Annotated in this window: 21 protein-coding genes and 2 pseudogenes; 13 read left to right on the top strand and 10 right to left on the bottom strand. The window is 70.2% G+C overall.

Translation table 11 applies throughout. The features are described 5' to 3' along the window. Positions 1-199: 199 nt before the first annotated feature. Positions 200-1,207: a LacI family DNA-binding transcriptional regulator gene (locus tag ACFC0D_RS25155; protein WP_376440033.1), complete on the top strand. Its 1,008-nt coding sequence runs from the start codon at positions 200-202 to the stop codon at positions 1,205-1,207. 129 nt (positions 1,208-1,336) lie between these two features. Here the strand turns inward: ACFC0D_RS25155 and ACFC0D_RS25150 are convergent, their stop codons facing one another. Both ACFC0D_RS25150 and ACFC0D_RS25145 read right to left on the bottom strand, forming a co-directional pair. Then, positions 1,337-2,080: a phosphatase PAP2 family protein gene (locus ACFC0D_RS25150; protein ID WP_376440030.1), complete on the bottom strand. Its 744-nt coding sequence runs from the start codon at positions 2,078-2,080 to the stop codon at positions 1,337-1,339. Between the two features lie 208 nt (positions 2,081-2,288). Continuing rightward, a complete protein-coding gene (locus ACFC0D_RS25145) occupies positions 2,289-3,242 on the bottom strand; it encodes an alpha/beta hydrolase fold domain-containing protein (protein ID WP_376440028.1) in 954 nt (317 codons plus the stop codon). 340 nt (positions 3,243-3,582) lie between these two features. Here ACFC0D_RS25145 and ACFC0D_RS25140 point away from each other — a divergent pair, with 340 nt between their 5' ends. The 7 genes and pseudogenes from ACFC0D_RS25140 to ACFC0D_RS25110 all read left to right on the top strand — a co-directional run bounded on the left by ACFC0D_RS25140 (position 3,583) and on the right by ACFC0D_RS25110 (position 7,138). Beyond that, complete coding sequence (locus ACFC0D_RS25140) at positions 3,583-3,972, top strand: ATP-binding protein (RefSeq protein ID WP_376440025.1); 390 nt, start codon at positions 3,583-3,585, stop codon at positions 3,970-3,972. A gap of 207 nt (positions 3,973-4,179) precedes the next feature. Next, a pseudogene (locus ACFC0D_RS25135) lies at positions 4,180-4,431 on the top strand (AMP-binding protein); the annotation flags it as partial. Between the two features lie 100 nt (positions 4,432-4,531). Then, positions 4,532-4,711, top strand: a pseudogene (locus ACFC0D_RS25130) (fumarylacetoacetate hydrolase family protein); the annotation flags it as partial. Positions 4,712-4,817: 106 nt separating this feature from the next. After that, positions 4,818-4,910 (top strand): hypothetical protein, encoded by a 93-nt coding sequence (locus tag ACFC0D_RS25125; RefSeq protein ID WP_376440022.1) that lies wholly within the window; start codon positions 4,818-4,820, stop codon positions 4,908-4,910. A 132-nt stretch (positions 4,911-5,042) separates the two neighbouring features. After that, positions 5,043-5,243, top strand: coding sequence for a DUF5988 family protein (locus ACFC0D_RS25120; protein WP_376440020.1), 201 nt, complete (start codon positions 5,043-5,045; stop codon positions 5,241-5,243). 367 nt (positions 5,244-5,610) lie between these two features. Then, positions 5,611-6,228, top strand: coding sequence for a TOPRIM nucleotidyl transferase/hydrolase domain-containing protein (locus ACFC0D_RS25115; protein ID WP_376440018.1), 618 nt, complete (start codon positions 5,611-5,613; stop codon positions 6,226-6,228). A 412-nt stretch (positions 6,229-6,640) separates the two neighbouring features. Further along, positions 6,641-7,138, top strand: a complete 498-nt coding sequence (locus ACFC0D_RS25110) for a lamin tail domain-containing protein (RefSeq protein WP_376440016.1) — start codon at positions 6,641-6,643, stop codon at positions 7,136-7,138. Between the two features lie 352 nt (positions 7,139-7,490). Here ACFC0D_RS25110 and ACFC0D_RS25105 read toward each other — a convergent pair whose 3' ends face one another. After that, positions 7,491-7,922, bottom strand: a complete 432-nt coding sequence (locus ACFC0D_RS25105) for a hypothetical protein (protein WP_376440013.1) — start codon at positions 7,920-7,922, stop codon at positions 7,491-7,493. Between the two features lie 234 nt (positions 7,923-8,156). Between ACFC0D_RS25105 and ACFC0D_RS25100 the strand changes: the two genes are divergently transcribed. After that, positions 8,157-9,143, top strand: coding sequence for a glutathione S-transferase family protein (locus tag ACFC0D_RS25100; protein ID WP_376440010.1), 987 nt, complete (start codon positions 8,157-8,159; stop codon positions 9,141-9,143). Positions 9,144-9,362: 219 nt separating this feature from the next. On the opposite strand, the gene ACFC0D_RS25095 is transcribed toward ACFC0D_RS25100, so the two are convergent. From ACFC0D_RS25095 to ACFC0D_RS25070, 6 genes are all read right to left on the bottom strand, one after another. After that, positions 9,363-12,158 carry a hypothetical protein gene (locus ACFC0D_RS25095; RefSeq protein WP_376440008.1) on the bottom strand — a complete coding sequence of 932 codons (2,796 nt, stop codon included), beginning with the start codon at positions 12,156-12,158 and terminating at the stop codon, positions 9,363-9,365. Continuing rightward, complete coding sequence (locus tag ACFC0D_RS25090; protein ID WP_376440005.1) at positions 12,155-13,276, bottom strand: AAA family ATPase; 1,122 nt, start codon at positions 13,274-13,276, stop codon at positions 12,155-12,157. The genes ACFC0D_RS25095 and ACFC0D_RS25090 overlap by 4 nt, the downstream gene beginning before the upstream one ends. An 86-nt stretch (positions 13,277-13,362) precedes the next feature. After that, positions 13,363-14,781: a VWA domain-containing protein gene (locus tag ACFC0D_RS25085; protein WP_376440002.1), complete on the bottom strand. Its 1,419-nt coding sequence runs from the start codon at positions 14,779-14,781 to the stop codon at positions 13,363-13,365. After that, on the bottom strand, positions 14,778-16,196 hold the full coding sequence (locus tag ACFC0D_RS25080) for a hypothetical protein (RefSeq protein WP_376439999.1): 1,419 nt from the start codon (positions 16,194-16,196) through the stop codon (positions 14,778-14,780). Before ACFC0D_RS25080 ends, ACFC0D_RS25085 begins: the two co-directional genes overlap by 4 nt. Next, the gene (locus ACFC0D_RS25075; protein WP_376439996.1) at positions 16,166-16,675 is read right to left on the bottom strand and encodes a hypothetical protein; all 510 of its coding nucleotides are present in this window, start codon (positions 16,673-16,675) and stop codon (positions 16,166-16,168) included. Before ACFC0D_RS25075 ends, ACFC0D_RS25080 begins: the two co-directional genes overlap by 31 nt. A gap of 738 nt (positions 16,676-17,413) precedes the next feature. Next, a complete protein-coding gene (locus ACFC0D_RS25070) occupies positions 17,414-18,007 on the bottom strand; it encodes a TetR/AcrR family transcriptional regulator (protein ID WP_376439993.1) in 594 nt (197 codons plus the stop codon). A 152-nt stretch (positions 18,008-18,159) separates the two neighbouring features. Here ACFC0D_RS25070 and ACFC0D_RS25065 point away from each other — a divergent pair, with 152 nt between their 5' ends. Beyond that, positions 18,160-18,594, top strand: coding sequence for a hypothetical protein (locus tag ACFC0D_RS25065; RefSeq protein ID WP_376439991.1), 435 nt, complete (start codon positions 18,160-18,162; stop codon positions 18,592-18,594). A gap of 121 nt (positions 18,595-18,715) precedes the next feature. On the opposite strand, the gene ACFC0D_RS25060 is transcribed toward ACFC0D_RS25065, so the two are convergent. Next, a complete protein-coding gene (locus ACFC0D_RS25060; protein WP_376439989.1) occupies positions 18,716-19,627 on the bottom strand; it encodes a collagen-like protein in 912 nt (303 codons plus the stop codon). A gap of 450 nt (positions 19,628-20,077) precedes the next feature. Between ACFC0D_RS25060 and ACFC0D_RS25055 the strand changes: the two genes are divergently transcribed. The 3 genes from ACFC0D_RS25055 (at position 20,078) to ACFC0D_RS25045 (ending at position 26,023) form a co-directional block, all read left to right on the top strand. Beyond that, on the top strand, positions 20,078-21,367 hold the full coding sequence (locus tag ACFC0D_RS25055) for a ricin-type beta-trefoil lectin domain protein (RefSeq protein ID WP_376439986.1): 1,290 nt from the start codon (positions 20,078-20,080) through the stop codon (positions 21,365-21,367). Next, on the top strand, positions 21,364-23,643 hold the full coding sequence (locus ACFC0D_RS25050) for an RICIN domain-containing protein (protein WP_376439983.1): 2,280 nt from the start codon (positions 21,364-21,366) through the stop codon (positions 23,641-23,643). The genes ACFC0D_RS25055 and ACFC0D_RS25050 overlap by 4 nt, the downstream gene beginning before the upstream one ends. 187 nt (positions 23,644-23,830) lie before the next feature. Further along, complete coding sequence (locus ACFC0D_RS25045; protein WP_376439981.1) at positions 23,831-26,023, top strand: discoidin domain-containing protein; 2,193 nt, start codon at positions 23,831-23,833, stop codon at positions 26,021-26,023. Positions 26,024-26,049: the final 26 nt, after the last annotated feature.

Below are 26,049 nucleotides of genomic sequence, written 5' to 3'. Positions count from 1 at the left end.
CGTGCGGGGGGGGGGGGGGGGGGCCCCCCCGCTAAACCCCCCCGCCCCCTGCGGCAGCGGCGGGGCGGCCGGCGGGGGGGGGGGGGGGGGGCGGGCGCCCCCCCCCCACCACGTTCTTGATCTAACTCGTGTAACCTCGGAGATGGAAGAAGGCACGACAGCAGGCTCGAACCCACCGCAAGGAGCGTCAAGGGACGTCATGGCAGAAGAAACCCCCGTCCCCGCCTCGATCACGAGCGCCGATGTGGCGCGCCTCGCCGGGGTGTCCCGCGCCACCGTCTCCTTCGTACTCAACAACACCCCGGGCCATCGGGTCAGCGAAACCACGCGTGCCCGCGTCCTCGACGCGGCCGACCGGCTCGGATACGTCCCGCACGCCGCCGCCCGGTCCCTGCGCGCCGGTCGCAGCAATCTCGTCCTCATGCCCGCCTCGATCTCCGCGATCGGCCGACTCGTCAGCGACTGGGTCGACGACCTGCACAGCGAACTCGACCGCCACGGCTACACGGCCGTCCTCCACGCGGGACGCTTCAGCGACCCCGTCGACGCCGCCCGCGCCTGGGCGGAACTGCGCCCGGCGGCGGTCGTCGCCCTCGACGGCGACCGTCTCACCACGCAGGCCGCCGAGCTGCTGCGCCGCGCCGGAGTGCGCGGACTGCTGGCGTTCGCGTCCCGCCCCGTGCCCGGCGTCCACACCATCGGCTTCGACCACGCCCTTATCGGCGCCACGGCCGCCGAGCATCTGATCGCCCGTGGCAGGAGCCGTATCGGCGTCGTCATGCCCCAGGAGCGCGGCCTCGACGCCTTCGCCCGACCGCGCCTCGCGGGAGCCGAGTCGGTTGCTGCCCGGCACATGGCCACCGTCACTCCGGTGGAGCTCGCGTACACCAGGGAGTCCGCGGCCGCGCTCGCCGGCCGCTGGGCGAGCCTGGACCTCGACTCCGTCTTCGCCTACAACGACGAGTACGCCGCACTGCTCCTGCACGCGCTCAAGGTCGAGGGCATCGCCGTGCCGGACGAGGTGGCGATCGTCGGCTCCGACGATCTCGTCCTCTCGGCATTCCAGCAGCCCGCGCTGAGCACGATCCGCCTGGACCTGGCCTCACCGGCTCAGATCGCGGACGCCCTGCACGAGCTGATCGAGACCGGTTCGACCGCGCCGCTCCCCGCCATAGAGGCCGTACTCGTCCACCGCCAGACCTCCTGAGTTCCATCCCCGCCAAGGACCTGCGGCCCCCTGTCCGCGGCATCATCTCCGCCGGGCCGGGCGGAGGCTCACTTGAAATGCGGCGGCTCCCGGTCCGTGGGTTCACGGGCCGGGAGCCGCCGCATTCGGCTACGGCACAGCAGGTGCTGCGTCCGGGGTGGTCGCGGCCGCCCCCCGGCGGTCGCGGAGCGATTCCCGGGCGAGCGCGGGTGCGCAGAGCCACCACGCCAGCAGACCCGCGCCCGCGCCGGCGGCCGCTCCGGCCGCGGTGTCGGTGAGCCAGTGCGCGTGCAGCCAGGTACGGCTCCACATCATGGCCAGCGTGAACACGGTGCCCCCGAGCCACCAGGCCCGTCGCCGCGCGGCCGGGACCAGCAGTACCCCGACGAGTACGACGAGCAGCGCCGCCCCCGCCGCATGGCCGGACGGGAACGAGCCGTGGTCGACCCGGACCAGCGGGTTGGCCGGACGCGGTCGGTCCACCAGGTGCTTGAGCCCCTGGACGACGAGCAGATTGCCGGCGAAGTAGACGCCGAGCAGAAAACCGACCGAGGCCCAGCGCCTGCGCAGGAGCAGGAAGAACAGCAGGGCGAGCGGTACGACGACGCCCAGCGGGCCGCCGAACCAGTTCAGGGCCGCGGCCAGTACGGCGTACGGCCCGTCGTGCGGGCCGCCCATCCAGGCCAGCCACTGGTCGTCGAGGCCCTGGAACGGCGGGTTCGTCGGGTTCGGCCGGACGACGAAGGCCGGCAGCGTGGCGATGCCGAGCAGCAGGAGCCCCGCCACGAGGACACCGGTGCGGCGGCGTGGGGCCGCCGTGGAGGCGGGCGGTCTTTCGGTGAGGGGGGAGGGGGTGGCCGAATTCGTGGACATGGGTGCCTCTCGCGACCGCGGGGGATGGGTCCGCGGGCCTTGGATGGTCGACGTACCCGAGGGGCCCGGACGGGCCGGGCCCCTCGGCGGAACGGGACTGCGACAGAACGGGACAGCGACGGAACTGGAGCGCGTCGGAAGGGGGGATGGAGCCGGCAAGGGGACCGGCTGTGGGTGGGGGAGCGGGGGCAGGGGCCGGGCGGGAGCCTCAGACCCCTGGGCTCAGGTGCCGGGCCAGGAACGCGACGCTCTCCGCGACGATCTCCGGGATGTCGGGGGAGCCCAGGAAGATGTGGTCGGCGTCCTCGACGGGCCGCAGGGTCACGTCTCCACCCGCGCCCACCAGGGCTTCGGCGAGCACCTCGCTCTGGCTGAACGGGACCAGTCCGTCCCGCGTGCCGTGGATCAGCAGGAACGGCGGCGGGGTCGAGTCCTGCGCGTACGTCACCGGGCTCGCGGCCAGGGCGAGCGCCGGGCGCTCCGCCTCGGTGCCGCCGAGCAGAGCGTCGTACGGGTCGGGGAACTCGCCGCCCGGGGGCATTCCCGGCAGTGGGTGCCCGGCCAGGGCGGGGAGGTCGGAGACCCCGTACCAGTCGACGACGGCCCGGACGCCGGTGTCTCCGGTGGCCACCCCGTGCGCGCCCTCCAGCGCTTCGGCGTTCGCACTGCCCGGGCCGACGAGGCCGGCCAGTGCCGCCAGGTGACCGCCCGCCGACTCGCCCCAGACGGCTATCCGGTCCGGGTCGATGCCGAGTTCGCCGGCGAAGCGGCGGACGTACCGGATCGCGGCCTTCACGTCGTGCAGCTGGGCCGGGAAGGGGGCTTCGAGGCTGTGCCGGTAGTCGATGGAGACGAGCGCGAGCCCGGCGGCCAGGACCGATCCGTGCAGCAGCGCGGCCGGCACGGTCGGCGGCGGGTAGCGCCGGTCGCCGTCCAGCCAGCCGCCGCCGTGGATCCAGACGACCGCGGGGAACGGCCCCTCTCCGGCCGGGACTTGGACGTCGAGAAGCCGGGGACGGTAGCCGGGTGTGGTGGCGTAGGTGACCCCGTCGAAGCGGCGCACCCCGTGCTCGTCCGTCACTGGCGGTACCGGGGGGTGGTAGGGCGGGGGCGGCCAGGTCATGTCGGCCAGATCGAGCTCGGCCGGGTGGGATTGCGTCATTGCGGCCCTTCTGCCGGACCCGGGGTTCGTAGCGCTTTGTCCGAAATGCTTGCGCGTGGCGCCCGGGGAGACGTAACGTGTTACACGTGTTATCAAAACTCTAGCGACGCATTTCCGCTGACGACAAGCCCGACAGCTCTCTGATTCTTGGGTTAGTTACACGAGTGACCAGGCGGTTGCGTCGCGTGTCCCCCTCTGGGAGCGCGTCATGCTCACCGCCACCGCTCATCCCGCACCCCATGTTCCGGTCCCTGCGCAACCGTCGGCCTCGGGCTGCGTCCAGGGGTGCGGCGCGGATCACGCTCCGGTCCCAGCTCCCACCCGGGCCTTCGTTCGCTGGGTGCCCGAGCCCACCGCGGCAACCGTTCCGCTGGTCCGTACGCGCGTCCGCGTCCTGCTCGAGGGCTGGCGGATCGCCGCCGACGTCGCGGACACCTTCCTTCTGGCCGTCAGTGAGCTCGTCGGCAATGTCGTCCAGCACGCCGCTGCCGCGACCGGTCGGATGCGAGTCGGCGTCACCTGCGGTGGGGGCTGGCTGTGCCTACAGGTCGCCGACGGGGTGGCTGCCCTGCCTCAGCTGCCCGATCCCGCCGTGGAGGTCGATCCGGATGCCGAGGGCGGTCGAGGTCTGCTTCTGATCGAGCTGATGGCCGCCGAGGTGGGCGGTGAACTCGCCGTACTAGCACATGGGTTGGGCAAGTGCGTGCGAGTGCGGGTCCCCCTCGCCTGAGCTGTTCGGGTGGCGCTGCGGGACTTCGAGATATCGCGGAAATTGGCGGCCGCCAAATTATCGAGATACTTGCCTCATCTCCCCGCTGCTCCCTGATTGAGGTGCCGCCCCAGGGAGCTCTCCCCTTCGGCGCATGCCGATTCCTTCTGACGTGACCGGCTTCCCGACTTCGCCCTCTGGCCTCAACTCCACTTCGATCTGCTGGAGTTGGACTATCCCGACCGGATCAACTGCGCCCGCCGCCTGCTCGACGACGCCGTCGAGCGCTGGGGCCCCGACCGTCCCTGTCTGCTGACCCCGACCGAGCGCTGGACCTACGGCGAGCTCCAGCAGCGCGCCGACCAGGTCGCCCAGGTGCTCACCGAGGACCACGGGCTCCGGCCCGGAAACCGCGTCCTGCTGCGCGGCCCCAACAACCCCTGGCTCGTGGCCGCGTGGTTCGGCGTTCTCAAGGCCGGCGGTGTGACTGTCACCGCTATGCCGCTGCTGCGCTCCACCGAACTCGCCGAACTGTGCGAGATCAGCTCTCGCCATCGTCATCGGCCGCACCGCCTCCCGGGTGAGCGAGGAGGACGCGTACGACCACATCTTCGGCTTCAGCATCGTCAACGACATCAGCGCACGCGACCAGCGCCGCTCCGGCCAGTGGTTCTTCTCCAAGGGGCAGGATTCGTACGCGCCTTTCGGCCCGGTGGTCGTCACCGCCGACGCGATCCCGGATCCCATGACCCTGGACCTCTCGCTGCGCGACAACGGCGTCACGAAGCAGAAGTCGAACACCCGGCACATGCTCTTACCTGGACCCGGGTCTGCCCACCGAACTGCTCCCGACGGACTGGAACGCGGTGGCGGCCCGCCAGGTCTTCCAGCAACTGCACGGAATCCTGCTCGACCCGAGCCTACGCCACGTGGGCGAGGTCACGGGGCTGCGCGCCTAGCGCCCGGGGCTCCGCCGCCGCAAGGCGCTGCCGACCTGGGGACACTCGGGTTCCTCCGTATGCGGGGTGCGCGGCGTACGGAGGCGGCGCGTCGGGGTGCGCAGCGTCGGGTGGTTGGTGAGACTGGAGCCCATGACGATCATGGCGGCACTTGTGGGCGGGCCGGACGACCTGGCGGAGCGGGTCGTGCCGGTGGCCGAGCCGGGCGAGGATCTGAAGATCCCACACCGTGGCGGATACGAACACTTCAAGGCCACTTCACGGGTTCAGAACGGCCCGGAAGGTGAGCTCTCCGTCTACGAGTGGTGGGAGCGCACGGAAATCGCCGAGTGACAGCGGCGACTCCGGGGGCAGGGTCCGGGCGCGCCGCTGGTGGTGGCGGGTAGAGCGGCGTCGCTCGAGCCAGGGCTGGTCGTGCCGGACTCCGCGCTCGCCTCGGAGCCGATCCCATCGACAACCGTACAGGCACTGAACCACCAACTCCCGCTGTCGCGGGTCGACTTGGCCGGCCTCGAACACGCTGCGCAGGAGTCGTGCGCGCTCGGCCGGTCCGGGCAGGCCGTGCCCGCGCTCGTACCGGCCCCGCCGTCAACGTCGCGGTCACCAGCATCCCCACCGGCGTCGCGGTCATCAAGCGTGCCTAGTCAGGCGTTCGAATAATGCGATGCCGCGCCGGTCGGTGGGCGTGCAGACTCGCTTCATGGTGGACATGTGGGCGTTCCGGGATGCGGTCGATCGATGGGCGGCGGGCGGTCCCGGCGGACCGGCGAGTGAGCTGGCCAGGCAGCTGGGGCTGCGGACGGCGGTGCTGCTGGAAGGGCTGAGTGACCTCGCGGCCGTCGAGACGCTGGCCGTACGGCGTGGCCGGGACCTCGCCGCCGAAGGAGTGTGCGTCGTGTCGATGGGCGGGGCGATGAACGTCGGCCGCTACGCCGGCCTTCTCGGGCCGCCCGGTCTCGGCCTGCGTTTGACAGGACTGTGTGACGAGCGCGAGCAGCGCTATTACGAACGCGGCCTGGAGCGGTCCGGGGCGCCACGCGCGGGTTTCTTCGTGTGCGTGGCCGACCTGGAGGACGAGCTCATCCAAGCGCTCGGTACGGCGAGGGTCGAGGAGATCATCCGGGCCGAGGGCGACCTGCGCCCTTGGCAGACCTTCCTGAGCCAGCCGGCACAGCAGGATCGGCCCCGTCACCAGCAGTTGCGGCGCTTCCTGGGCACGAAGAAGGGTCGCAAGATCCGCTACGGCGGTCTCCTGGTGGAGGCCCTCGGCCCCGCGCAGGTACCGGCCCCGCTCGACGACCTCCTCAAGAGTCTTTGACCTCCCCCTCGGGCGGGACCGCTGAGGGCCGGTCGCCTTTGTGTGCGAGGTCGCCCTGGTTGTGCGAAGAATCGTGCGGAACGGCTGTTACGCAGGCCCCTCCGCCAGTTGGGGGAGTGTGCCGGGCGACGCGGCGGTCCGCGCTCCGGAGCCGGTAAGGGCTTGCCGTTGATCATTGAACGGGTGGGTGTAGCGGGCAGCGAATGCCAGGGCCACTCTGCGGCATTTGCGTGCTCTGTGAATCTGATAGTTACAGAAATGTCCGCATTTGGTAACTGGGTCCGGTCGGCCTGTCGACGTGTCCGAAAAGGCCGCAGAGTTCGGGTCCTCGGCCACACCGGACCGAGACAACCCAACCGCATCCACCAGCTCGAATGGCTGGTGGGGCACTGCTCTTGAGGGGACATCACCCATGTCTGCTTCTTCGACCACCCGCCGCATCGCGGCGACCGCGCTGGCCGCCGGCGCCATCGTCTCGGCCACAGCTCTGCCGGCCGTCGCCGCTCACGACGACGACCGCCACCGCCAGCAGCCGAAGGTCGAGATCAGTCGCGTGCAGGCCGACAGCCCCGGACGCGACAACCGCTCCAACCGGTCGCTGAACGCCGAATGGGTCGAGATCACGAACAACAGCCGTCGCGCTGTGAACCTGGACGGCTGGACCCTGCGTGACAACGACGGCAACCGCTACCGGTTCCGCGACGTCCGCCTCGCCGGCCGCTCCACGATCCGGATCCACACCGGCGAGGGCCGCGACAGCCGCACCGACCTCTACCAGGACCGCCGCAACTACGTCTGGGACAACGACCGCGACAAGGCCACCCTCCGCGACGACCACGGCCGCACCATCGACACCAAGTCCTGGGGCAACCACCACCACGACCACCACCGCGACCACCGCCGCGGCTGACACCACCCGCAGGTGACGGTCCGCCGGACGACGGTGGCCAGGCACCTGGAAGGGACCCCTGAACGGTGTGCGCCGGGCTACTTGACCCGCTCGGCGCACGCACCCCTCCGCTCGCAACCAGGCGATGCGGCAGGGTGGTGACAAGCATGACGAAGCGCCCCTCCCAGCCAGGTGAGGGGCGCTGCTCGTGTGACAGTGCGGCGGTGCAGCTTCGCCCGAAGTACAGGTGGCGTGACCGGACATCCGGTCGTACGTTCGCCTCGGCGTAGAGCCGTACCGCCGTCACCTGGTCGCACGGTCAGCACCCTGGAACGCGTGGCGTCCCTCGGGATCCGGCTCCGAACGTGAACCCCTACGCGACCCAGCAGTACACGTCCTGGCCCCGGCGCCGGGCAGTGCTGACGAGAGCGGCCAGATCCCCCAGGATCACGCGGGCGATCTCCGTGTCGATGACCTCACCGTCTTCCGCGCGCTGCAGGGACCACGCGACAGCCACGTTCTGCAACCTGGAGTGATCGGCTTCGGCGAGTGCGGCGGACAGACGTGGCGAAAGGGCGAAGACGACGCACCCGCTGTCGTCCTGGGCGACGCTGCGAGGCTCACCCGCCTCGACGAGTTCCTCGAAGCTGCCGTGCGCGAGAAGGCACTCCCACTCGACCACAGCTTCGTCGGCATCGAAGTTGCCGAAGGACAGCGACTCGAATGCGCGTCGTGGCCCGGTCCGAAGGGCCAGAGCCGCGGACGCGTCATCCGGCGCCACGAAGAACTCAACGATGCTGCTCACCCAGGCATCATGCCTGACCGTCCGTGATCAAGATCGACGGGGCGGAAGCCTCGATGCGCCGGCGCTTGCCCGCAACGCCCGCATCGCGGTGGCGGCGTTTACCGCGCACGCTTCGACCGGGCCGTCGGCGAACTCGCTGCCGCGCTTCAGCGCTCAGTGTGCCGGGGTGGCTGAGATCCGATGCATGAGGTCCGTACGAGTTCCACGAACGCCACGGATGGATAGGCTCGGTACATGGCTGGTGACGGTGAGTTCAAGCGGGACAGGAACTACATCACGACACGGATCACGGCCGACGGCCGCGACGGCTATCCCGTGGAACCCGGGCGCTATCGCCTGATCGTTGCCCGGGCCTGCCCGTGGGCGAACCGGGCGGTGATCGTCCGGCGCCTGATGGGCCTCGAGGACGTGCTGTCGATGGGGGTCGCCGGGCCGCTGCACGACGAGCGGAGCTGGTCGTTCCATCTGGACCCGGGCGGCAAGGACCCGGTGCTCGGCATCGAACGGCTGCAGGAGGCGTTCTTCGCGCGTCAGCCCGGCTACCCGCGTGGCATCACGGTGCCCGCGATCGTCGACGTCCCCACCGGTGAGGTGGTGACCAACGACTTCGTGCAGATGACGCTCGACCTGGGGCACGAGTGGGCCGCCCACCAGCGGGACGGCGCGCCGGACCTGTACCCGGACAAGTGGCGCGACGAGATCGACGACGTGGCCGGCAAGGTCTTCCAGGACCTGAACGACGGTGTCTACAAGTGTGGCTTCGCAAGCTCGCAGGAGGCGTACGACAAGGCGTACCAGCAATTGTGGGAGCGGCTGGACTGGCTGGAGGAGCGGCTGAGGAGCAGGCGCTACCTGGTGGGCGACACCATCACCGAGGCCGACGTCCGGCTCTTCCCGACACTGGTCCGGTTCGACGCCGTCTACCACGGCCATTTCAAGTGCAACCGGCAGAAGCTGACCGAGCTACCCGCCTTGTGGGCCTACGCGCGGGACCTGTTCCAGACGCCCGGATTCGGCGACACGATCGACTTCGAGGAGATCAAGGCCCATTACTACGTGGTGCACCGCACCATCAACCCCAGCGGGATCGTCCCGAAGGGCCCGGACACCAGCGGCTGGCTGACCCCGCACGGTCGGGAACACCTCGGCGGGCGGCCGTTCGGTGATGGCACACCGCCCGGTCCGCCACCGCAGTCCGAGCGGGTGTCGTCTCTCACCTGATCCGACCGGCATCGGCGGCCCGTCGGATCTGGTGCCAGGAGGTTCCTTCCGCCACCGACGACCCTCGTGCCGAGGGCGATCCGAGCACCTTCCCGGTGCGGCGGGGCAGCGCCCCGTCGGGCAGGAGCACGCCGGCACGCAGGAGCCGGGCCGGGTGGACGGCCCACGCAGGAGCCGGGCCGGGTGGACGGCAGGCTCCTGCGTGCTCCATGTCGGATGTCAGATCCGGGTCAGCAGGAGTTCGACGGCTTCTGCCGTGGCGGGGTGACGTCCCACCAATGCCGATCCGGAGGGAGCACTCGTGGCCGGCTCCCAAGGCCCCTCGCACCCGAGCAGCGCGGCGACCGCATCGCAGGTCGCGGGATGGGCGTCGAGCAGGATCGCGCGGTCGCCGCCTCCCGGGGCGGACGTGGCGCGGTTGCGGACCGGCTGGGGCGTCTCCCGCCACGGCGGGATCCAGCTGTCCAGCGCCCCGAGCCGTGAGGGGAAGATCCGTCCGGCCTCGCGGATGAGGAGCGGGGCCAGCTCCGCGCCGCTGGATCGCAGGGTGGTGATCAGGGTCGGCAGCCAGGGCAGGAGTACCGGGTCCGGAAGCCGGCCGAAGGCGTTCGACACCGCTTCCACGACGAAGTCGGTGAGGCCGGGCGCGGGCTCCAGGGCGTGGAGGAAGCCGCTGAGATAGCGGGGGTACGTCGGCAGGGCCAAGGGGTTGGTGAGGAGGTCGTCGCAGCGCTCCCTGAGCTCGCTCCGGCTCATGGTTCCGAGCTGGGTCTGCGAGGCCCACAGGAGCGCGGTCTTGGACGGGTCCTCCGGGTGGGACTGGGCGACCGCGAGTTCGAGCTGGGTGCGGTCGCAGCCCAGGGACAGCGCCAGTGACTCCATGCTGAACAGGAAGCCGAGCATCGCGGCCACCTGCCGCACGCCCGCGTCCTCGTCGGCGAACGCGGTCGGCAGCAGTGTGCAGTAGTGCGCGTAGCCCGTTTTCACGAAGGATTCGATCCATGGGGGCAGCACCGGCTCGCTCGTCCGGTAGTACGCCAGGAGCCGGCGCACGCGGCGGAGTACCTCGGGCGCTCCGTCGACGCTCCGCTCGGCCGCGAGCACCTCCAAGGCGCGCGTGCCCAGTTCGTCGGCGAGGCGACGGCTGCGCAGATGGAGGGTCGCGTCCTCGACGGCCTGGAGAACGGTGGCGGCGGTGGCCTGCGGACCGTACGCCGCGCGGCGCAGTCGTTGTTCCAGGACCTGTTCCACGCTGACGCCCTCGTAGCCGAGTTCGATGAGGGCGCGTTGGTGGGTGCCGAGCGCGAGGTCCCACGACTCCTGGATCGGGCGTTCGCCGAGGGTCCGCTCGCCCATGATGGGGCGAGCGGCTCCGTGGGGCATCAGGTACCGCAGCATCCACAGCACATCGGAGCAGCGCTCCAGCTCGGGGCGGCCGGCGATGTCCAGCAGCGCCCGCTTCACCCCTCGTGCCTCGAGCTTCAGCCCGAGCGGAGCGAGACGGTCGTGGACGTCGCGGGCGAGCGGCGGCAGGGCTTCGTAGCCGACCTGACCGATCCGGTCCCCGCCCATCATGATCTCCACGAGGCGGCGCACGTCGCGCCGCCCGGGCACGGTGTCCTTCTCGATGCAGGTGACGGCCGCGTCCTGGAAGTCGTACGGGGTGGGCTTGGCCCGGTCCCGCATCCCGGCGAGCAGGATCGACGTCTCGAAGACGGCGATGGCGTCGGCGGTGGAGGCGAGGTATCCGTTACGGCGGGCGGCGCGCACGATGTCCACGGACCAGCCGAGCAGTTCGGCCTCGTCCAGACGGTCCAGGACCGGCGGCCTCCGAAGGAAACCGGTGAGCATGTCCGCCGGCTCGGCACTCGTCACGCTCGCCACGGCCGAGGTCTTCTTCGGCCGCGTCTTCTTCGCTCCTGCCTGTCCCGCCAGCCGGAAGGGCTCGACACGCGTGCGCTTGAGGTTCTTCGCCCACACGGTCGCCGCGATCGACACCGAGCCTGCGGCGAGCCCGAACTGCGCCTCGATCGCCGCGTGGCTCGAGGGGATCAGGCCGTACTGCCAGGTGGTGCCGGTGCGGGGGCTGATCTCGAAGGTGTCGCCGCCGTCCACGCCGAACTCCGCCACGCGGCTGGCGGCGTGGAAGGCGCCGCAGACGTACATGCAGTCCGCCGGGTCCGTGCCGGTCGCGGCCAGGTGCTCGCGCATCCGCGTCCACATGTAGCGCTCGCGGTCCTCGTCGACCCGGACGCGCTCCGCGTCCCCGGGGGCCAGACGCCGGAAGAGGCTCCCGATGAGGAACATGGCCTGGCGGTACGTGTCGTGGTCGCTGTCACCCAGCGGCAGTTCGACGTACTGGTGCCACCACTCCGACCAGTGCCGCACCCTGCCGTGCCGCAGCAGGTGCTCCTCGAGTTCGGCGAACCGCGGCCGCAGGTCGCCGATCTCCACGCCGACCGCATCTCCGTGCAGCGCGGCCTCCTCCTCGGCCGTCGGCGCGTCCGCTTCCGCGTTCTCCGTCCGGCCGCGGCGCGTGTCCCACTGGAAGACATGATCCGAGGAGCGGTCCACGAGGACGAGCTCCACCCCCGGGGTGTCCAGCGCGTACGCGATCGCCTGGTACTCGGCCGACGCCTCGGTGATCGGGGCGACCACGGACAGCGGTGCCCACTCCTCCGGGAAGCCGTCGAGCCGGGACGCGAACGCCTGGACCGCGACGGGGAGCCTGCAGTTACGCAGTTCGGTGAGCAGGGGGGTCATGTCCTCGCACAGCTCCAGGTACACGACCTTCGGCTGCTTCTCCCGCAGCCGGCGTGCCATCGCGAGCGCGGAGGCGGGGGAGTGGTGGCAGACCGGGAAGATCTCCAGCGGCTCGCGCGCGGCGCGGTCGACGTCGTCGACGAGGCCGAGAAGGATGCCCTCCAGGGCGGCCGGTCCGTCGGCGAACGCGGCTGCTGCCTCCTGGAGTTGGACGCGGAGTGCCTCGAAGGTTCCTTCCTGGTGGCCGCTCACGACAGGCTCGCGATCGCGTCGCGGCCGCCGTCGAGGAACTCCGGCCACAGGCCGCCTTCCTCCTTGCCGCGGGGCTCGACGACGCCGTGCAGGTACTTGTTGAGGATGGCCAGGTCCTCGGGCTCGCGGCGGGCGAGGGAGCCGACGAGGGAGGAGGCGAGCGTGCGGGCGGTGAGGGCGCGCTCGCCGAAGAAGTTGGAGTGCAGGATGGCGTCCTCCAGGACGCCGATCTGCTCGGCGGTGGACAGCGCGGACTCCAGCTTCTCGTCGTCGCTGGTGGCAGCGGTCGCCGAGGCGCGCAGGTCGGCGAAGCTCTGCAGCAGGACATCCAGCAGGTTCGGCGGGACGTCCAGTTCGATCTGGTGGCGGCGCAGGAGTTCCTCGGTGCGGAAGCGGACGATCTCCGTCTCGCTCTGCTTGTTCGTCACGACCGGGATTCGGACGAAGTTGAAGCGGCGCTTGAGCGCCGAGGAAAGGTCGTTGACGCCCCGGTCGCGGCTGTTGGCGGTGGCGATGATCGAGAAGCCGGGCTTGGCGAAGACGATGTTCTCGCCGTCCGCGCTGTCGAGTTCGGGGACCGAGATGTACTTCTCGGACAGGATCGAGATGAGGGCGTCCTGTACGTCGCTGGTGGAGCGGGTGAGCTCCTCGAAGCGGCCGATGGTGCCGGTCTCCATCGCGGTCATGATCGGCGAGGGGATCATCGACTCACGCGACTGGCCCTTGGCGATGACCATGGACACGTTCCAGGAGTACTTGATGTGGTCCTCGGTCGTGCCGGCCGTGCCCTGCACGACCTGAGTGGAGTTCCGGCTGATCGCGGCGGACAGGAGTTCGGCGAGCCAGCTCTTGCCGGTACCGGGGTCGCCGATGAGCAGCAGGCCGCGGTCGGAGGCGAGGGTGACGATGGAGCGCTCGACGAAGCTGCGGTCGCCGAACCACTTCTGCGGGATCTCGCGGTCGAGGCCGTCGGCGCGCTCGGAGCCGAGGATGAACAGCCGGACCATCTTCGGGGACAGCCGCCAGGAGAACGGCTTGGGGTTGTCGTCGATCGACTCCAGCCAGTCGAGTTCCTCGGCGTACTTGATCTCGGCGGGAGCGCGCAGCAGGTCGGACATGTTCGGTGCCTTTCGTGCAGGTCTGAGGCGGCGCGGGGCCGCAGGTCTCGGGGCGCGCCGCCGTCGTGCGGCGCAGGAAGAAGTGGTCAGGTGAGGAAGGTCTTCAGCTCGTGGACGAGCTTGCGGATGTGGCCGGAGAGCACGGGGGTGCCCTGATCCTTGAAGCGCTCCCGGAACCACGGGTTGACGCTGCCTCGGCCGGCGCTGGTCACCGAACCGACCGGGATGAACTTGGCCCCGGAGCGATGCACGGCCGCCATGGAGGCGAAGAGTTCCTCACCGCGCCATTCGTAGAAGTCGGAGATCCACACCACGACGGTGTTACGGGGCTCGGCGATCTTCGGCTGGGCGAGCGCCATGGCGACAGTGCCGTCGGTGCCGCCGCCGAGCTGGGTTCGCAGAAGGGTCTCGAACGGGTCGTGCACCCAGGGAGTGAGGTCGAGGGCCTGTGTGTCGTAGGCGATGAGGTGGACGTCCACCTTCGGCAGCCCGGCGAAGATCGAGGCGAGGATGGTGCAGTTCACCATCGAGTCGACCATCGAGCCCGACTGGTCCACGACCACGATCAGCCGCTGGGGCGTCGTCTTGCGAGCGGTGTGCCGGTAGTAGAGGCGGTCGACGTACAACTGCTCCTCCTCCGGGCTCCAGTTGGTCAGGTTCTTCCAGATCGTCCGGTTCACATCCAGGTTCCGGAACACCCGCTTGGGTGGGATCGAGCGGTCCAGTTCCCCGACGGAAGCCTTCTCCACCTGCGTACGCAGCACCTCGGCGACCTCGTCGACGAACCGTCGGATCAGCGCCTTGGCGTTCGCGAGCGCCACCCCGGAGAGGTTGTTCTTGTCCCGCAGCAGCTGCTCGATCAGCGACATGCTGGGCGTGAGCCGGGACGCGAGCTTCGGATCGGCGAGCACCTCTCGCAGGTGCATCCGCTTGACGAGGTCCGCCTCGATGGCGCCGAGCTCAGGCCCGATCTGCGGAATCAGCCGGCTCAGGTCCGGCGTACGGCCGCGCCCGCCCGTGCCGTACGGGCTGACGCCGGGCCCGCCCGTCCCCGCCCCGGCGCGACCCCCGCGGAGGTCACCGGGCCGGCACCCGAGGGCACGCTCCAGCCAACCCGCGTCGGACTGCCAGCCGGCGAGCTGCCCGGCGCTGACGGATCCGGACGGGGAAGCGAACACGTTGAGCAGGACCTTCGACAGCAATGCCGCGCGGCGTACCTCGGCCGCTCGGTCGCGTGGTTCGTCGCCGTCCTCGGGCACCATCAGCCCGTCGAACTCGTCTGCCAGTTCGGGGTGGCGCTGCACGACGGAGTCGACGGAGGCCTGCGGATCCAGCAGGCCCGGCGGCAGTCCGATGTCCTCGACGACGGCGAGGCTCGCGGATTCCAGACCCGGCTGCTCCTCCGGGTCGAAGAGGCGGGCCAGCAGCCGCCAGTACAGCACCTGGCGCCGGTTCTCATCCGCGTCGGCCGGCGGGGTCTCGGTCTCGGGAGTGGGGTCGGTCATGCGCGCAACAGCCTTCCCGCTCGCTCCCGCAGCACGGCCACGGCGTCGGTGGCGGCCTTCTCGGCCTTGACGCCTGCCTTGTCGGTGGTTCCTCCGGCCCAGGATCCGGCGTGGATCGCCAAGGTCTTCTTCCGCACGGTCGTCTCGACCGCGAGAGGCTGTACGCGGAACGCACCGGCGTCCCAGCGCAGGAGGCCGATGCACGCCCGGGACGCGGCGACGTTCTCCGGGGTGAGAGGGCCGGCGGCCGGAATGCGGTCGGTGTCGACGGTGAGCGGATGTCCGGCGACGGTGAACGTCAGCACGTCGTCGTCCTGGGACGTGACGTAACCCTCGAGGAACACGGGGGTCGCGATCCGGGCGGGGTGCCGGTCCAGGGGAGCGGGGACGGCGTCGGCCGCCGTGGGAAGGACGACCCGCGCGGTGACGAAGGGATCGGCCGGCTCGCCCGCGCGGGCCAGGGCGTCGTCCCAGATCAGGTCACCCTCGGCCGTGACGGGCATCCCGACCAGATCCATCGTCCCGCCCTCGCCGACAGCGGCGAGAAGCGACATGTGGGGGCGGAGGAGTTGCCACAGACCCGCACCGACGACGGTGTCCGGCTTCGGTGCCGAGACGGAGGCGCGCACCAGTCGGGCGCTGCCACCGTCGGCCGGCTCCAGCACGGCGTGGACCTGCGCCTGTACGGCCGTGGCGTGCTCGTGCAGATCGACGCCGAGAGGGAGAAGACGACCGGTCACCGTGTCCGTGGTCGCCGCCACGGCCGCTCCGGGCAGTGTCAGCAGCAGAGCGCGCGACCACAGGTCGGCCCAGCGGCGCTCCGGGATCCGCTCGAGCGCGGTACCGGGGCAGCTGGCCGCAAGCTCGGTGGCGAAGCCGTCGAGCAGGACAGCCAGGCGGCGCAGAGCCGGGTCCGGCAGCATCGCCGAGACGACGGGGGCCGCCCCGGACACGATCTCGTGGTCCAGTCCCCGCCAACCGGTGCGCGCGAGATCGCACAGCCATGACCGGGCGGCGGCCAGCACGTTGACCGGCTCGCCGCTGGGCACCGGCCGGGGTGCGTCATCGGCGCTCGCCCGGCCCGTTGCCGCGTGCACCCGCGCGACGAGCGCGTCGTGGACGGAGCCGAAGAGGGCGACGCGGGCGGCGGCGAGGGCCAGGAAGTGCTCTTCCCCGGCGGCGCCCGCCGCGGCCTTCTCCGCCGCCTCGCCGACTCGGGTGGCCAGCGGGGTGCCCGCGACGGCATGGGCGAACGCGATCAGATCACCGGTCTGAGCGGGCCGGGGCCGCAGGAGCCCGTCGGTGAGAAGGGCGTCGAAGCCGTCGACGGCGGCGAGTGCCTCTTCGAGGCCCGGAACCGGCTCGGTGAGCAGGTCGGCATGCATCAGGCCACCTCTCGGGTGGGCGGGAACCACTGCATCTCGGGCAACGGATCGGTCGACGGCTGGAGTTCGAGGTAGGACAGATGCCGCAGGAACCGGCTGAACACCGGTGCGGCGGCCGCGGTTCCGCCGGCCGCGGCCGAAGGGCGGGTGGCGGACATGGCGCTGGTGACGCCCGCCGCGTTCAGCTGCTCGTCGGCCGTTTCGACCTTCAGATACCGGGCGACGCGCTCCGCTCCGTACTGCAGCACCGCCTCACCGATGAGGGCGCGGATGTGGTTGCAGAAGGAGCCCCGAGCACCGCCGCAGGGCCGGTTGTTGTTGGTGCTGCACGAGAAGGCGTAGTCGGCGACCGCGACCGACGAAACGTAGACCCGGGCGATGTCCGATCCGCTGGACACCACACCCTGCAGGCGCCCGTCGGCCAGCTCCACGAACGGAACCTTGGCCAGCTTCCGTGGGCGAGCGGGCTGCAGCACCCGCGTCAGACTCGAAGTCTCCCAGTGGGACAACGCAGATCTCCTCAGGGCATGGGAAGGGTAAGGGAAGGCCCACGCCTGAACGGCGGGACATGTAAGAACCTAGTGGCGACCACTGACATCGCACCGTGCGCGGCCTGTTGGGGTGGCGCGCTGACCGGCGGCTGGAGGGGGTCCGAGTCCCGGGGTGATGGGGGCGGCCGGCCCGGGGGCGCCTGACGTCAGGTGGGCGGCGGCGGTCGGCCCGGGAGCGCGGCGGGGCGGGTCCTGGGCCTCAGATGGCCAGGCGCCCGGTCGGATCCGCAGTCCAGGAAGCTGTCGGACGGCGCTGAAACACGCCACTACGCCGGCGTCAGCAGCAGCTACACGCTCTTCAAAGCCTTGATCACGTGGTCCAGTTCCTCCGGCATGACCGCGATCAGGATGTCGCCGTCGGACGAATCGATTTCCACGATCCGGGATCGCGGGTTGAGCGCCACCGCCTCGCGGAGTGAGGTAGAGCGGGACCCGGACTGACGTGGCTCGGCCGGGAGAGCGTATTCCTTCCTGCCCAAAGAGGACTTCCAGACCAGGGGACCCCCACCCATCAGCAGGCGTCTTGCCCTCCAGCGAGATCCCTGTCCCGGCCTCTTGAGCAGGCAGGGCACTCCGGTTCGTTCTCCCGCGGCGACCGAGGTCGACCTCTGCTGCCGCTTGCGGCCCATCAGCCATACGGCGAGAGACGCAACCACCGCAAGGAACGCAAGTTTGATCACGGATGCCTCCGGTCGGCTACGACGACCGCTGATCGGCCGCCTCGGCGGCCCCGATGCCGGTGATCAGCGCGTCGAGACCGCGCTTGATGCGGTCCACGTCCCAGCCGCGCTCGGTGCGCTGATGGTCGAACAGGCCCGGCGTATACGCCATGAGGAGCAGATCCGCCAGGTAGGGGGCGTCCGCGCCGGGCGCGAGTTCGGTGACCATGCCGACGATCTGCTCGTGGTGCCGGCGAAAGGGGGCGCTGCGGTAACGCCCTGCCGGCGCGCTCGCCTCCGCAAGGAGCAGCAACTCCCGGTTGTCGTCCACGAGGTCGGCCATGCCGTGCAGAAAGGTGCGCAGCCGGTCATGTGCCGACGGGGCCTCATCCTCGCAATGCCGCGTGAACGCCTCCTGGAAGCGCGTCTCGTTGTCCTCGATCAGCGCGTAGACGAGCCCCGGTCGGTTGTGAAAGCGCCGATAGACCGTGCCGACCCCGACTCCGGCCTCCTTGGCCACCGCGTCCAGGGACAGTTCGGCGAAGCCGTCCGTCGCGAGGAGGTGTCGGGCGGCGTCGAGGATGCGGAGGCGATTGCGGGCGGCGTCGGCGCGCTCGATCGGGGCGGTCATGCGGAGCAGCGTAGCGGACGTAGCGGAGACCCCTCCGGTTAACTCTTGAAAATCGGAGAGCTCTCCACTTAGTGTTCCGGCAAGTCAACCGGAGAGCTCTCCGGTTGATAATTGGGTATCCAACATGCCTCGCTCGCAAGGAGATTGACACCATGACGTCCACCGCCAACTCCTCAGTCGCCCTCCTCAACGGCCAGACGATCGGCATCGCGTACCACGCGATCGCCGCTGTGCGGGACCGGCTCCTCGCCGCCTCGGGCCTGACCTTCCACCAGTCCGTGGCGCTCAAAGCCGTCTCCGACGGGCTCGACCGTGCCGGTGCCGTCGACCGCGTGACCGCGACGCTCAAGATCGGCGAGCCGGAGGCACTCGCCTTGCTCGACGAACTCGCCGATGCCGGCCTGATCGACGGCCCCCGACTGTCCATCACCGACAAGGGTGCCAGCCTCCAGCGAGGGTTCACCGGCGTCGTGGCCGGGCTGGCCGAGCGGCTGTACGGAGACCTCCCGGCGACCGAACGCGAGATCGCGGCCCGCGCGCTCGCCCACGTCACAGCCAGGGCGAACGCCGAACTCGCCGCCCAGTAGGTGACATGTGTCAGCCCGGACGGAAGCCGCGGCAGCAGCCGATCGTCGGGCGGGGGTGGTAGGTCATGCGGAGCTGTCTCCGAGGGCTGCCGACCTGTTGATCGGCAGCCTCGAATGCAAACTACGGTGCCAGCCGCTCCGCCTGCAGCTGTGGTGCCAGGCGCTGTGCTGATGTGGCGAACTGGAGTGAGGAACCGTCACTTCCGGTGGCCTGGTTGGCCTCGAGGCCGACCTTGTCACCGATGTTCAGACGCATGATCGTGGACACGTCCTGCGAGTTGCCGAGGTTGCCCCCCAAGTCCGCGGCGTCCGAAAAGTCATAGGCGGCCTTGATGCCGTTGACGGTGATGGACAATTCGCGGAACCCGCCGTCGGGCGAAGCGGCGAGGCTCCACAGGATCCTCGCCTTGAGGAGGTACCGGCCGGGAGTCTTGACCACCAACGTCGATGTCATCGGATCGAACATCGCGTCCGTGTCGTAGGCCGCGCCATCGAAGGTGATCTGAGTGGGCGTGCCGCTGGGGATGACCTGGCTGGTGGTGGAGTAGATGCTCGCGCCGACGGTGACCGCGGTCCCGGCAGGTCCGGTTGCACCGGTTGCGCCCGTTGCGCCCGTTGTGCCTGTTGCCCCGGTTGCACCCGTGGGGCCGGCCGGCCCGGTGGTGCCTGCGGGGCCGGTGGCGCCGTCCGCTCCCGGTGGCCCGGTCGGGCCCGTGGCTCCCGCAGGGCCCGTCGCCCCGGTCGCACCCGAGGCGCCCGATTCGCCGGTCGCGCCCTGAGGTCCGGTTGCACCTGTTGCACCTGTGTCGCCTGTTGAGCCCGTCGGACCGGCTGGGCCCGCCGCGCCCGCCGGCCCCGCCGGGCCCGTGGGGCCCACGACGCCGACCCCGTCCTCGCACTCGTCGTGGTGCCCGTGCTCCCGGCAGTGATGGGGGTCTTGGCCTGCCTGGCCGACCGTGACCGCCGGCCGGTGCGCAATGGTCGCCAGGGCGGGGCTGTTGAAACCCAGCATCACGACGGCGAGCGACGCCATCGCGCCACCGACAACCCACCTCCCGCTTCTGGGGAGCGGGCCGAGAACCGACCGAGATCTGCGCTCAGGGCTCATGCATAGCTCCTTCGAAGACCCAAGATGCTGCTTTCGGAATGATCTTCATTCCCTTGCAGGTATCGGTTGTCGGATGAACCGACTTAAGGGTGTCGCGGCAGGATCAACCCATTGGCGCATCGGCAAGGTCCCCACCGCGTCCCCGCTGTCGGGGCCTGCGCATCCGCGGATCCGTGATGCCTGAGCGGCCGAAGTTCACCGATGCGGCACAGGTCCATACCAAAACCCTTGACGCGCCTCTTAGTTCACTCCTTAAATCATGGGTGCAACAAAGTGATCCGGCGTCCCGCGCCGTCGAGGCGCTCCGCCCGTTGCCGCTGAGTGTCATGAGCATGACTTTCAGTGCGTCCCCCACACCCGACGGAAGAGAGAGTCATGCACTCCTCCCGCTCACCACGGCACCTGCTGTCCTCCGCCGTGACGGCCCTCGCCCTCGCGGCGCTCGGCCTCGGCCTCGGTCTCTCCGGTCCCGCGCCGAGCCTCTCCGCATCCTCCGACCCGCGCACCGCGCTCCGGCCCGCCGCCGAGGCGGCCGCCGTCACCTTCTCCGACGACTTCGACGGGCCCGCGGGCTCCGCGGTGGACGGATCCCGGTGGCAGATCGAGACCGGCGACAACGTCAACAACCATGAGCGGCAGTACTACACGGCCGGCAACCGCAATGCCGCGCTCGACGGTCAGGGGCACCTGGTCATCACCGCGCGGAAGGAGAACCCCGGCAACTACCAGTGCTGGTACGGCCGATGCGAGTACACCTCGGCCCGGCTCAACACCGCGGGCAAATACACCGCGCAGTACGGCCACGTGGAAGCCCGGATGAAGGTCCCCCGCGGGCAGGGCATGTGGCCCGCGTTCTGGATGCTCGGGAACGACCTCGGCCAGGTCGGCTGGCCCGACTCGGGTGAGATCGACGTCATGGAGAACGTCGGCTTCGAACCCTCCACCGTCCACGGCACTCTCCACGGCCCCGGATACTCCGGAGCCGGTGGCATCGGCGCCGCGTACACGCTGCCCGGCGGGCAGGCATTCGCCGACGCGTTCCACACCTTCGCGGTCGACTGGTCGCCCGGCAGGATCACCTGGTCGGTCGACGGCAACGTCTACCAGACGCGCACCCCGGCCGATCTCGGCGGACGGAACTGGGTCTTCGACAAGCCGTTCTTCCTGATACTCAACCTGGCGGTCGGCGGCTACTGGCCGGGAGACCCCGACGGCTCCACCGTCTTCCCCCAGCAGCTCGTCGTCGACCACGTCCGCGTCACCACGGCCGACAACCCCACCACCGGCGGCCCCATCACCGGGATCGGGGGCAAATGCGTCGACGTGGCCGCCGCCGGGACGGCCAACGGCACGGCGGTCCAGTTGTACGACTGCAACGGGACCGCCGCCCAGCGGTGGACCGTCGGAACGGACGGAACGATCCGGGCGCTCGGCAAGTGCCTCGACGTCGCCTCCGGCGGCACCGCGGACGGCACAGTCGTCCAGCTGTGGGAGTGCAACGGAACGGCGGCCCAGCGGTGGGACGCCAACGCGGCCCGGGACATCGTGAACCCCCAGGCCGGCAAGTGCCTCGACGCGAGCGGCAACAGCTCCGCCAACGGCACCCGGCTGCAGATCTGGACCTGTACCGGCGGCGCCAACCAGAAGTGGACGGTGACCCGATGACCGGCCCCTCCCGGGACGAAGGCGCCCCACGGCACCGGCACCGTACTTCCCGTCCTCTGACGGCGCTGCTCGGCGCCGCGGCCGCCGCCTGCGCGACTTTGGCCGTCCACCCCGCCGCCACGGCTGCCCACCCCGCCGCGACGGCGGCCCACCCCGCCGCCACGGCTGCCCCGGTCGCCGACGTCGCGGCCGCGCCCCCGACAGGCTGGGTCACCGTCGTCAACAGCGGCAGCGGCAAGTGTCTCGACGCGCGGGCGGCCGCCACGGTGAACGGCACCGCCGTGCAGCAGTACGCCTGCAATGGCACGACCGCGCAGCAGTGGACCATCACCCCGACCGCCGACGGCCATGTGCGGATCGCCAACCGCAACGACACGGCCCAGGTCGTCGACGTCAGTGACGTGTCCGCCGCCGACAACGCCGCCGTCCACCTCTGGACGTACGGAGGCGGGAACAACCAGCAGTGGCAGGCCGTGGACGAGGGCGGGGGAGCGTACCGATTCGTCAACCGGCACAGCGGCAAGTGCCTGGACGTGCCGGCCGCATCGACCGCGGACAGCGTCCAGCTGGTGCAGTACACCTGCAACGGCACGGCCGCCCAGCGCTTCCAGGTGACCCCCGTGAGCACTGCTCCCGGCGATGTCGATCTCGGCCCGAACGTGGCCGTGTTCGACCCGTCCATGCCTTCGGCCACCATCCAGAGCCGGCTGGACACGATCTTCCGGCAGCAGGAGACGAACCAGTTCGGTCCGCAGCGCCACGCGGTGCTGTTCAAGCCCGGCACCTACAACAACGATGTCAACGTCGGCTTCTACACCCAGGTCCTCGGCCTCGGCCAGTCCCCGGACGCGGTGACCATCAACGGGGCTGTCCATGTGGAGGCCGACTGGTTCCCGCCGCAGAACGCCACGCACAACTTCTGGCGGGGCGCCGAGAACCTTTCGGTGAACCCGACGGGCGGCACCGACCGCTGGGCCGTCTCGCAGGCCTCCTCGTACCGCCGGATGCATGTGCGCGGCAATCTGGAGCTCAGCGACGGCGGGTGGTCGAGCGGCGGGTTCATGGCCGACACGAAGATCGACGGGCAGGTGCGCTCCGGCACCCAGCAGCAGTGGCTGACCCGCAACTCCCAGCTCGGCAGCTGGACCGGCTCCAACTGGAACATGGTCTTCGTCGGTAGTCAGGGCGTCCCGGGCACCACCTTCCCCAACCCGCCCCACACGACCGTCGACCGCACGCCGACGATCCGTGAGAAGCCGTTCCTGTACGTGGACGGCGCCGGCGCCTACCGGGTGTTCGTACCCGCTGTGAGGGCCGACTCGACGGCCACGACCTGGGCCGCGGGCAGCGCCCCGGGGACCTCGCTTCCGATCGACCGGTTCCACATCGTGAAGCCGGGTGCGACCGCTGCGCAGATCAACGCCGCGCTGGCCGAGGGGAAGAGCCTGCTCGTCACCCCCGGCGTCTACCGTCTCGACCAGACCCTGAAGGTGACCCGGCCCGACACCGTCGTGCTCGGTCTCGGCCTTGCGACCTTCATTCCCGAAGGCGGCGTCACGGCCATGACCGTGGCCGACGTGGACGGTGTGAAGATCGCGGGCGTCCTCTTCGACGCCGGGACGGTCAACTCCCCGACCCTGGTGGAGATCGGGCCGCCGGGATCCGCCGCGTCCCACGCGGCCAACCCGACCTCGCTGCACGACGTCTACTTCCGGGTCGGCGGCGCGGCGGTCGGCAAGGCCACGACGAGCCTCGTCGTCAACAGCGACCACGTCATCGGCGACCACATGTGGATCTGGCGCGGTGACCACGGCACCGGCATCGGCTGGAACACCAACACGGCCGACACGGGCCTGATCGTCAACGGCGACGACGTGACCATGTACGGCCTCTTCGTCGAGCACTACCAGAAGCACCAGACCATCTGGAAGGGCAACGGCGGCCGGACGTACTTCTACCAGAACGAGATGCCCTACGACCCGCCCAACCAGGCGGCCTGGATGAACGGTTCGACGCAGGGTTACAGCGCCTACAAGGTCGCGGACTCGGTGACCAGCCATCAGGCGTACGGGCTCGGGAGCTACTGCTTCTTCAACGTCAACCCCGGTGTGGTCGCGGAGCGTGCCTTCGAGGCGCCGCAGCACCCGAACGTCCGCTTCCGCAGCATGGTCACGGTCTCCCTCGGCGGCACGGGGACCATCCGGCATGTGATCAACGACTGTGGTGGACCGTCCAATTCCACGACCAACGTCGCCAACCTGGTGAGTTACCCCTGAGACGCGCCGGGGCGCCTCGAGGCGCCCCGGACCGGGTGACCGACACAACGTCACCGACTTAATGAAAGACCTAAGAAAAGTGAGGTCGGAGTCATTGACCCCGGCCGGACCGGCGGGCAAGGTGCGGGAGAGCGCTCTCTCGCGCCTTCTTCGTTTCTTCCAACTCCCTTTACGAGGAGGCTTCTTCATGCCCGCAGTCGGCATACCCGTGGCGACACCGCCACACGGACGACGCCCTGCCGCAGCCTGCCGCGGCATCGCCGCCACCGTCGTGACCGCCCTCGTCGCAGCGCTGCTCGCCCTCCTCCCGGCCCCCGCCGCCCAGGCCGCCCCGGTGCTGCTCTCGCAGGGGAAGCCGGTCATCGCCTCCAGTCAGGAGAACGGCGGCACGGCCGCGGCCGGCGCCGTCGACGGCGACCTCGGCACGCGCTGGTCCAGCGCCTTCTCCGATCCCCAGTGGCTCCAGGTGGACCTCGGCGCGCCCGTGGCCCTCGAGCGCGTCGAGCTGCGCTGGGAGGCCGCGTACGCGACCGCCTACAGGATCGAGACCTCCGTCGACGGCGCCACCTGGTCGACGGTCCACTCCACGACCACCGGCGCCGGCGGCACCGAGACCGTCGCCGTCTCGGGCACGGCCCGCCACGTCCGGATGCAGGGCCTCACCCGGGCCACCCCATATGGCTACTCCCTCTGGGAGTTCCAGGTCTACGGCGCCACGGACGGCGGCCCGGTGCTGCCCGGAGGCGGTGACCTCGGCCCGAACGTGCACATCATGGACCCGTCCACGCCCGGCATCCAGGCCAAGCTCGACCAGGTCTTCCAGCAGCAGGAGTCGGCCCAGTTCGGCAACGGCAGGCACGCCTTCCTCTTCAAACCGGGCACCTACAACGGCCTCAACGCCCAGATCGGCTTCTACACCCAGATCGCCGGTCTCGGCCTGCGCCCCGACGACACCACCTTCAACGGCGACGTGACCGTCGACGCCGGGTGGTTCAACGGCAACGCGACGCAGAACTTCTGGCGCTCGGCCGAGAACCTGGCGCTCAACCCGGTCAACGGGACCAACCGCTGGGCCGTCTCCCAGGCCGCCTCCTTCCGCCGTATGCACGTCAAGGGCGGCCTCAACCTCGCCCCGAGCGGGTACGGGTGGGCCAGCGGCGGCTACATCGCCGACAGCAAGATCGACGGCACGGTCGGGCCCTACTCGCAGCAGCAGTGGTACACCCGCGACAGCACCGTCGGCGGCTGGACCAACGGTGTGTGGAACATGACCTTCTCCGGCGTCGAGGGCGCCCCCGTGACCAGCTTCCCCGACCCGCCGTACACCACCCTCGACACCACCCCGATCTCCCGCGAGAAGCCCTTCCTCCACCTCGACGGCAACGAGCTCAAGGTCTTCGCGCCCGCCAAGCGCACCAACGCCCGCGGCGTGAGCTGGGCGAACGGCACGCCGCAGGGCGAGTCGATCCCGCTCGACCGCTTCTACGTCGTCAAGCCGGGCGCCACGGCGGCCACCATCAACGCCGCGCTCGCCCAGGGCCTTCACCTGCTCTTCACCCCGGGCGTCTACCACGTCGACCGGACCATCGAGGTCGACCGGGCGGACACCATCGTGCTCGGTCTCGGCCTCGCCACGATCATCCCCGACAACGGTGTCACCGCCATGCGGGTCGCCGACGTCGACGGCGTCCGCCTCGCCGGCTTCCTGATCGACGCAGGCCCGGTCAACTCCCCGACGCTGCTGGAGATCGGCCCGCAGGGCGCCTCCGCCGACCACGCAGCCAACCCGACCACCGTTCAGGACGTCTACATCCGCATCGGTGGCGCGGGAGCCGGCAAGGCGACCACCAGCATGGTCGTCAACAGCGACGACACGATCGTCGACCACACCTGGGTCTGGCGAGCCGACCACGGCGAGGGCTGGGGCTGGGAGACCAACCGGGCCGACTACGGCGTCCGCGTCAACGGCGACGACGTCCTGGCCACCGGCCTGTTCGTCGAGCACTTCAACAAGTACGACGTCGAGTGGTACGGCGAGCGCGGCCGCACGATCTTCTTCCAGAACGAGAAGGCGTACGACGCGCCCAACCAGGCCGCCATCCAGAACGGCTTGACGAAGGGCTACGCCGCCTACCGCGTCGACGACTCCGTCGACGTCCACGAAGGCTGGGGCCTGGGCAGCTACTGCTACTACAACGTGGATCCGACGATCCGCCAGGACCACGGATTCAAGGCCCCGGTGAAGCCCGGGGTGAAGTTCCACAGCCTGCTCGTCGTCTCGCTCGGCGGCAACGGCCAGTACGAACACGTCATCAACGACATCGGCTCACCGACCTCGGGGACCGCGACGATCCCGTCCACGATCGTCTCGTTCCCCTGACCTCCGCCGCACGGAGAAGGCCCCGC

It is taken from the genome of Streptomyces sp. NPDC056222 (assembly GCF_042264065.1).
In the GTDB taxonomy this organism is placed as follows: Bacteria; Actinomycetota; Actinomycetes; order Streptomycetales; family Streptomycetaceae; genus Streptomyces.
This window is presented reverse-complemented; position numbering and strand designations above follow the sequence as displayed.

What these genes read in the sequence shown, in the direction of transcription:
- ACFC0D_RS25100 (WP_376440010.1), top strand. Translation starts at nt 8,157, where the DNA reads ATGGCTGGTGACGGTGAGTTCAAGCGGGACAGGAACTACATCACGACA.
- ACFC0D_RS25145 (WP_376440028.1), bottom strand. Translation starts at nt 3,242, where the DNA reads ATGACGCAATCCCACCCGGCCGAGCTCGATCTGGCCGACATGACCTGG.
- ACFC0D_RS25110 (WP_376440016.1), top strand. Translation starts at nt 6,641, where the DNA reads ATGTCTGCTTCTTCGACCACCCGCCGCATCGCGGCGACCGCGCTGGCC.
- ACFC0D_RS25055 (WP_376439986.1), top strand. Translation starts at nt 20,078, where the DNA reads ATGCACTCCTCCCGCTCACCACGGCACCTGCTGTCCTCCGCCGTGACG.
- ACFC0D_RS25070 (WP_376439993.1), bottom strand. Translation starts at nt 18,007, where the DNA reads ATGACCGCCCCGATCGAGCGCGCCGACGCCGCCCGCAATCGCCTCCGC.
- ACFC0D_RS25150 (WP_376440030.1), bottom strand. Translation starts at nt 2,080, where the DNA reads ATGTCCACGAATTCGGCCACCCCCTCCCCCCTCACCGAAAGACCGCCC.
- ACFC0D_RS25050 (WP_376439983.1), top strand. Translation starts at nt 21,364, where the DNA reads ATGACCGGCCCCTCCCGGGACGAAGGCGCCCCACGGCACCGGCACCGT.
- ACFC0D_RS25120 (WP_376440020.1), top strand. Translation starts at nt 5,043, where the DNA reads ATGACGATCATGGCGGCACTTGTGGGCGGGCCGGACGACCTGGCGGAG.
- ACFC0D_RS25065 (WP_376439991.1), top strand. Translation starts at nt 18,160, where the DNA reads ATGACGTCCACCGCCAACTCCTCAGTCGCCCTCCTCAACGGCCAGACG.
- ACFC0D_RS25090 (WP_376440005.1), bottom strand. Translation starts at nt 13,276, where the DNA reads ATGTCCGACCTGCTGCGCGCTCCCGCCGAGATCAAGTACGCCGAGGAA.
- ACFC0D_RS25085 (WP_376440002.1), bottom strand. Translation starts at nt 14,781, where the DNA reads ATGACCGACCCCACTCCCGAGACCGAGACCCCGCCGGCCGACGCGGAT.
- ACFC0D_RS25155 (WP_376440033.1), top strand. Translation starts at nt 200, where the DNA reads ATGGCAGAAGAAACCCCCGTCCCCGCCTCGATCACGAGCGCCGATGTG.
- ACFC0D_RS25045 (WP_376439981.1), top strand. Translation starts at nt 23,831, where the DNA reads ATGCCCGCAGTCGGCATACCCGTGGCGACACCGCCACACGGACGACGC.
- ACFC0D_RS25060 (WP_376439989.1), bottom strand. Translation starts at nt 19,627, where the DNA reads ATGGCGTCGCTCGCCGTCGTGATGCTGGGTTTCAACAGCCCCGCCCTG.
- ACFC0D_RS25115 (WP_376440018.1), top strand. Translation starts at nt 5,611, where the DNA reads ATGGTGGACATGTGGGCGTTCCGGGATGCGGTCGATCGATGGGCGGCG.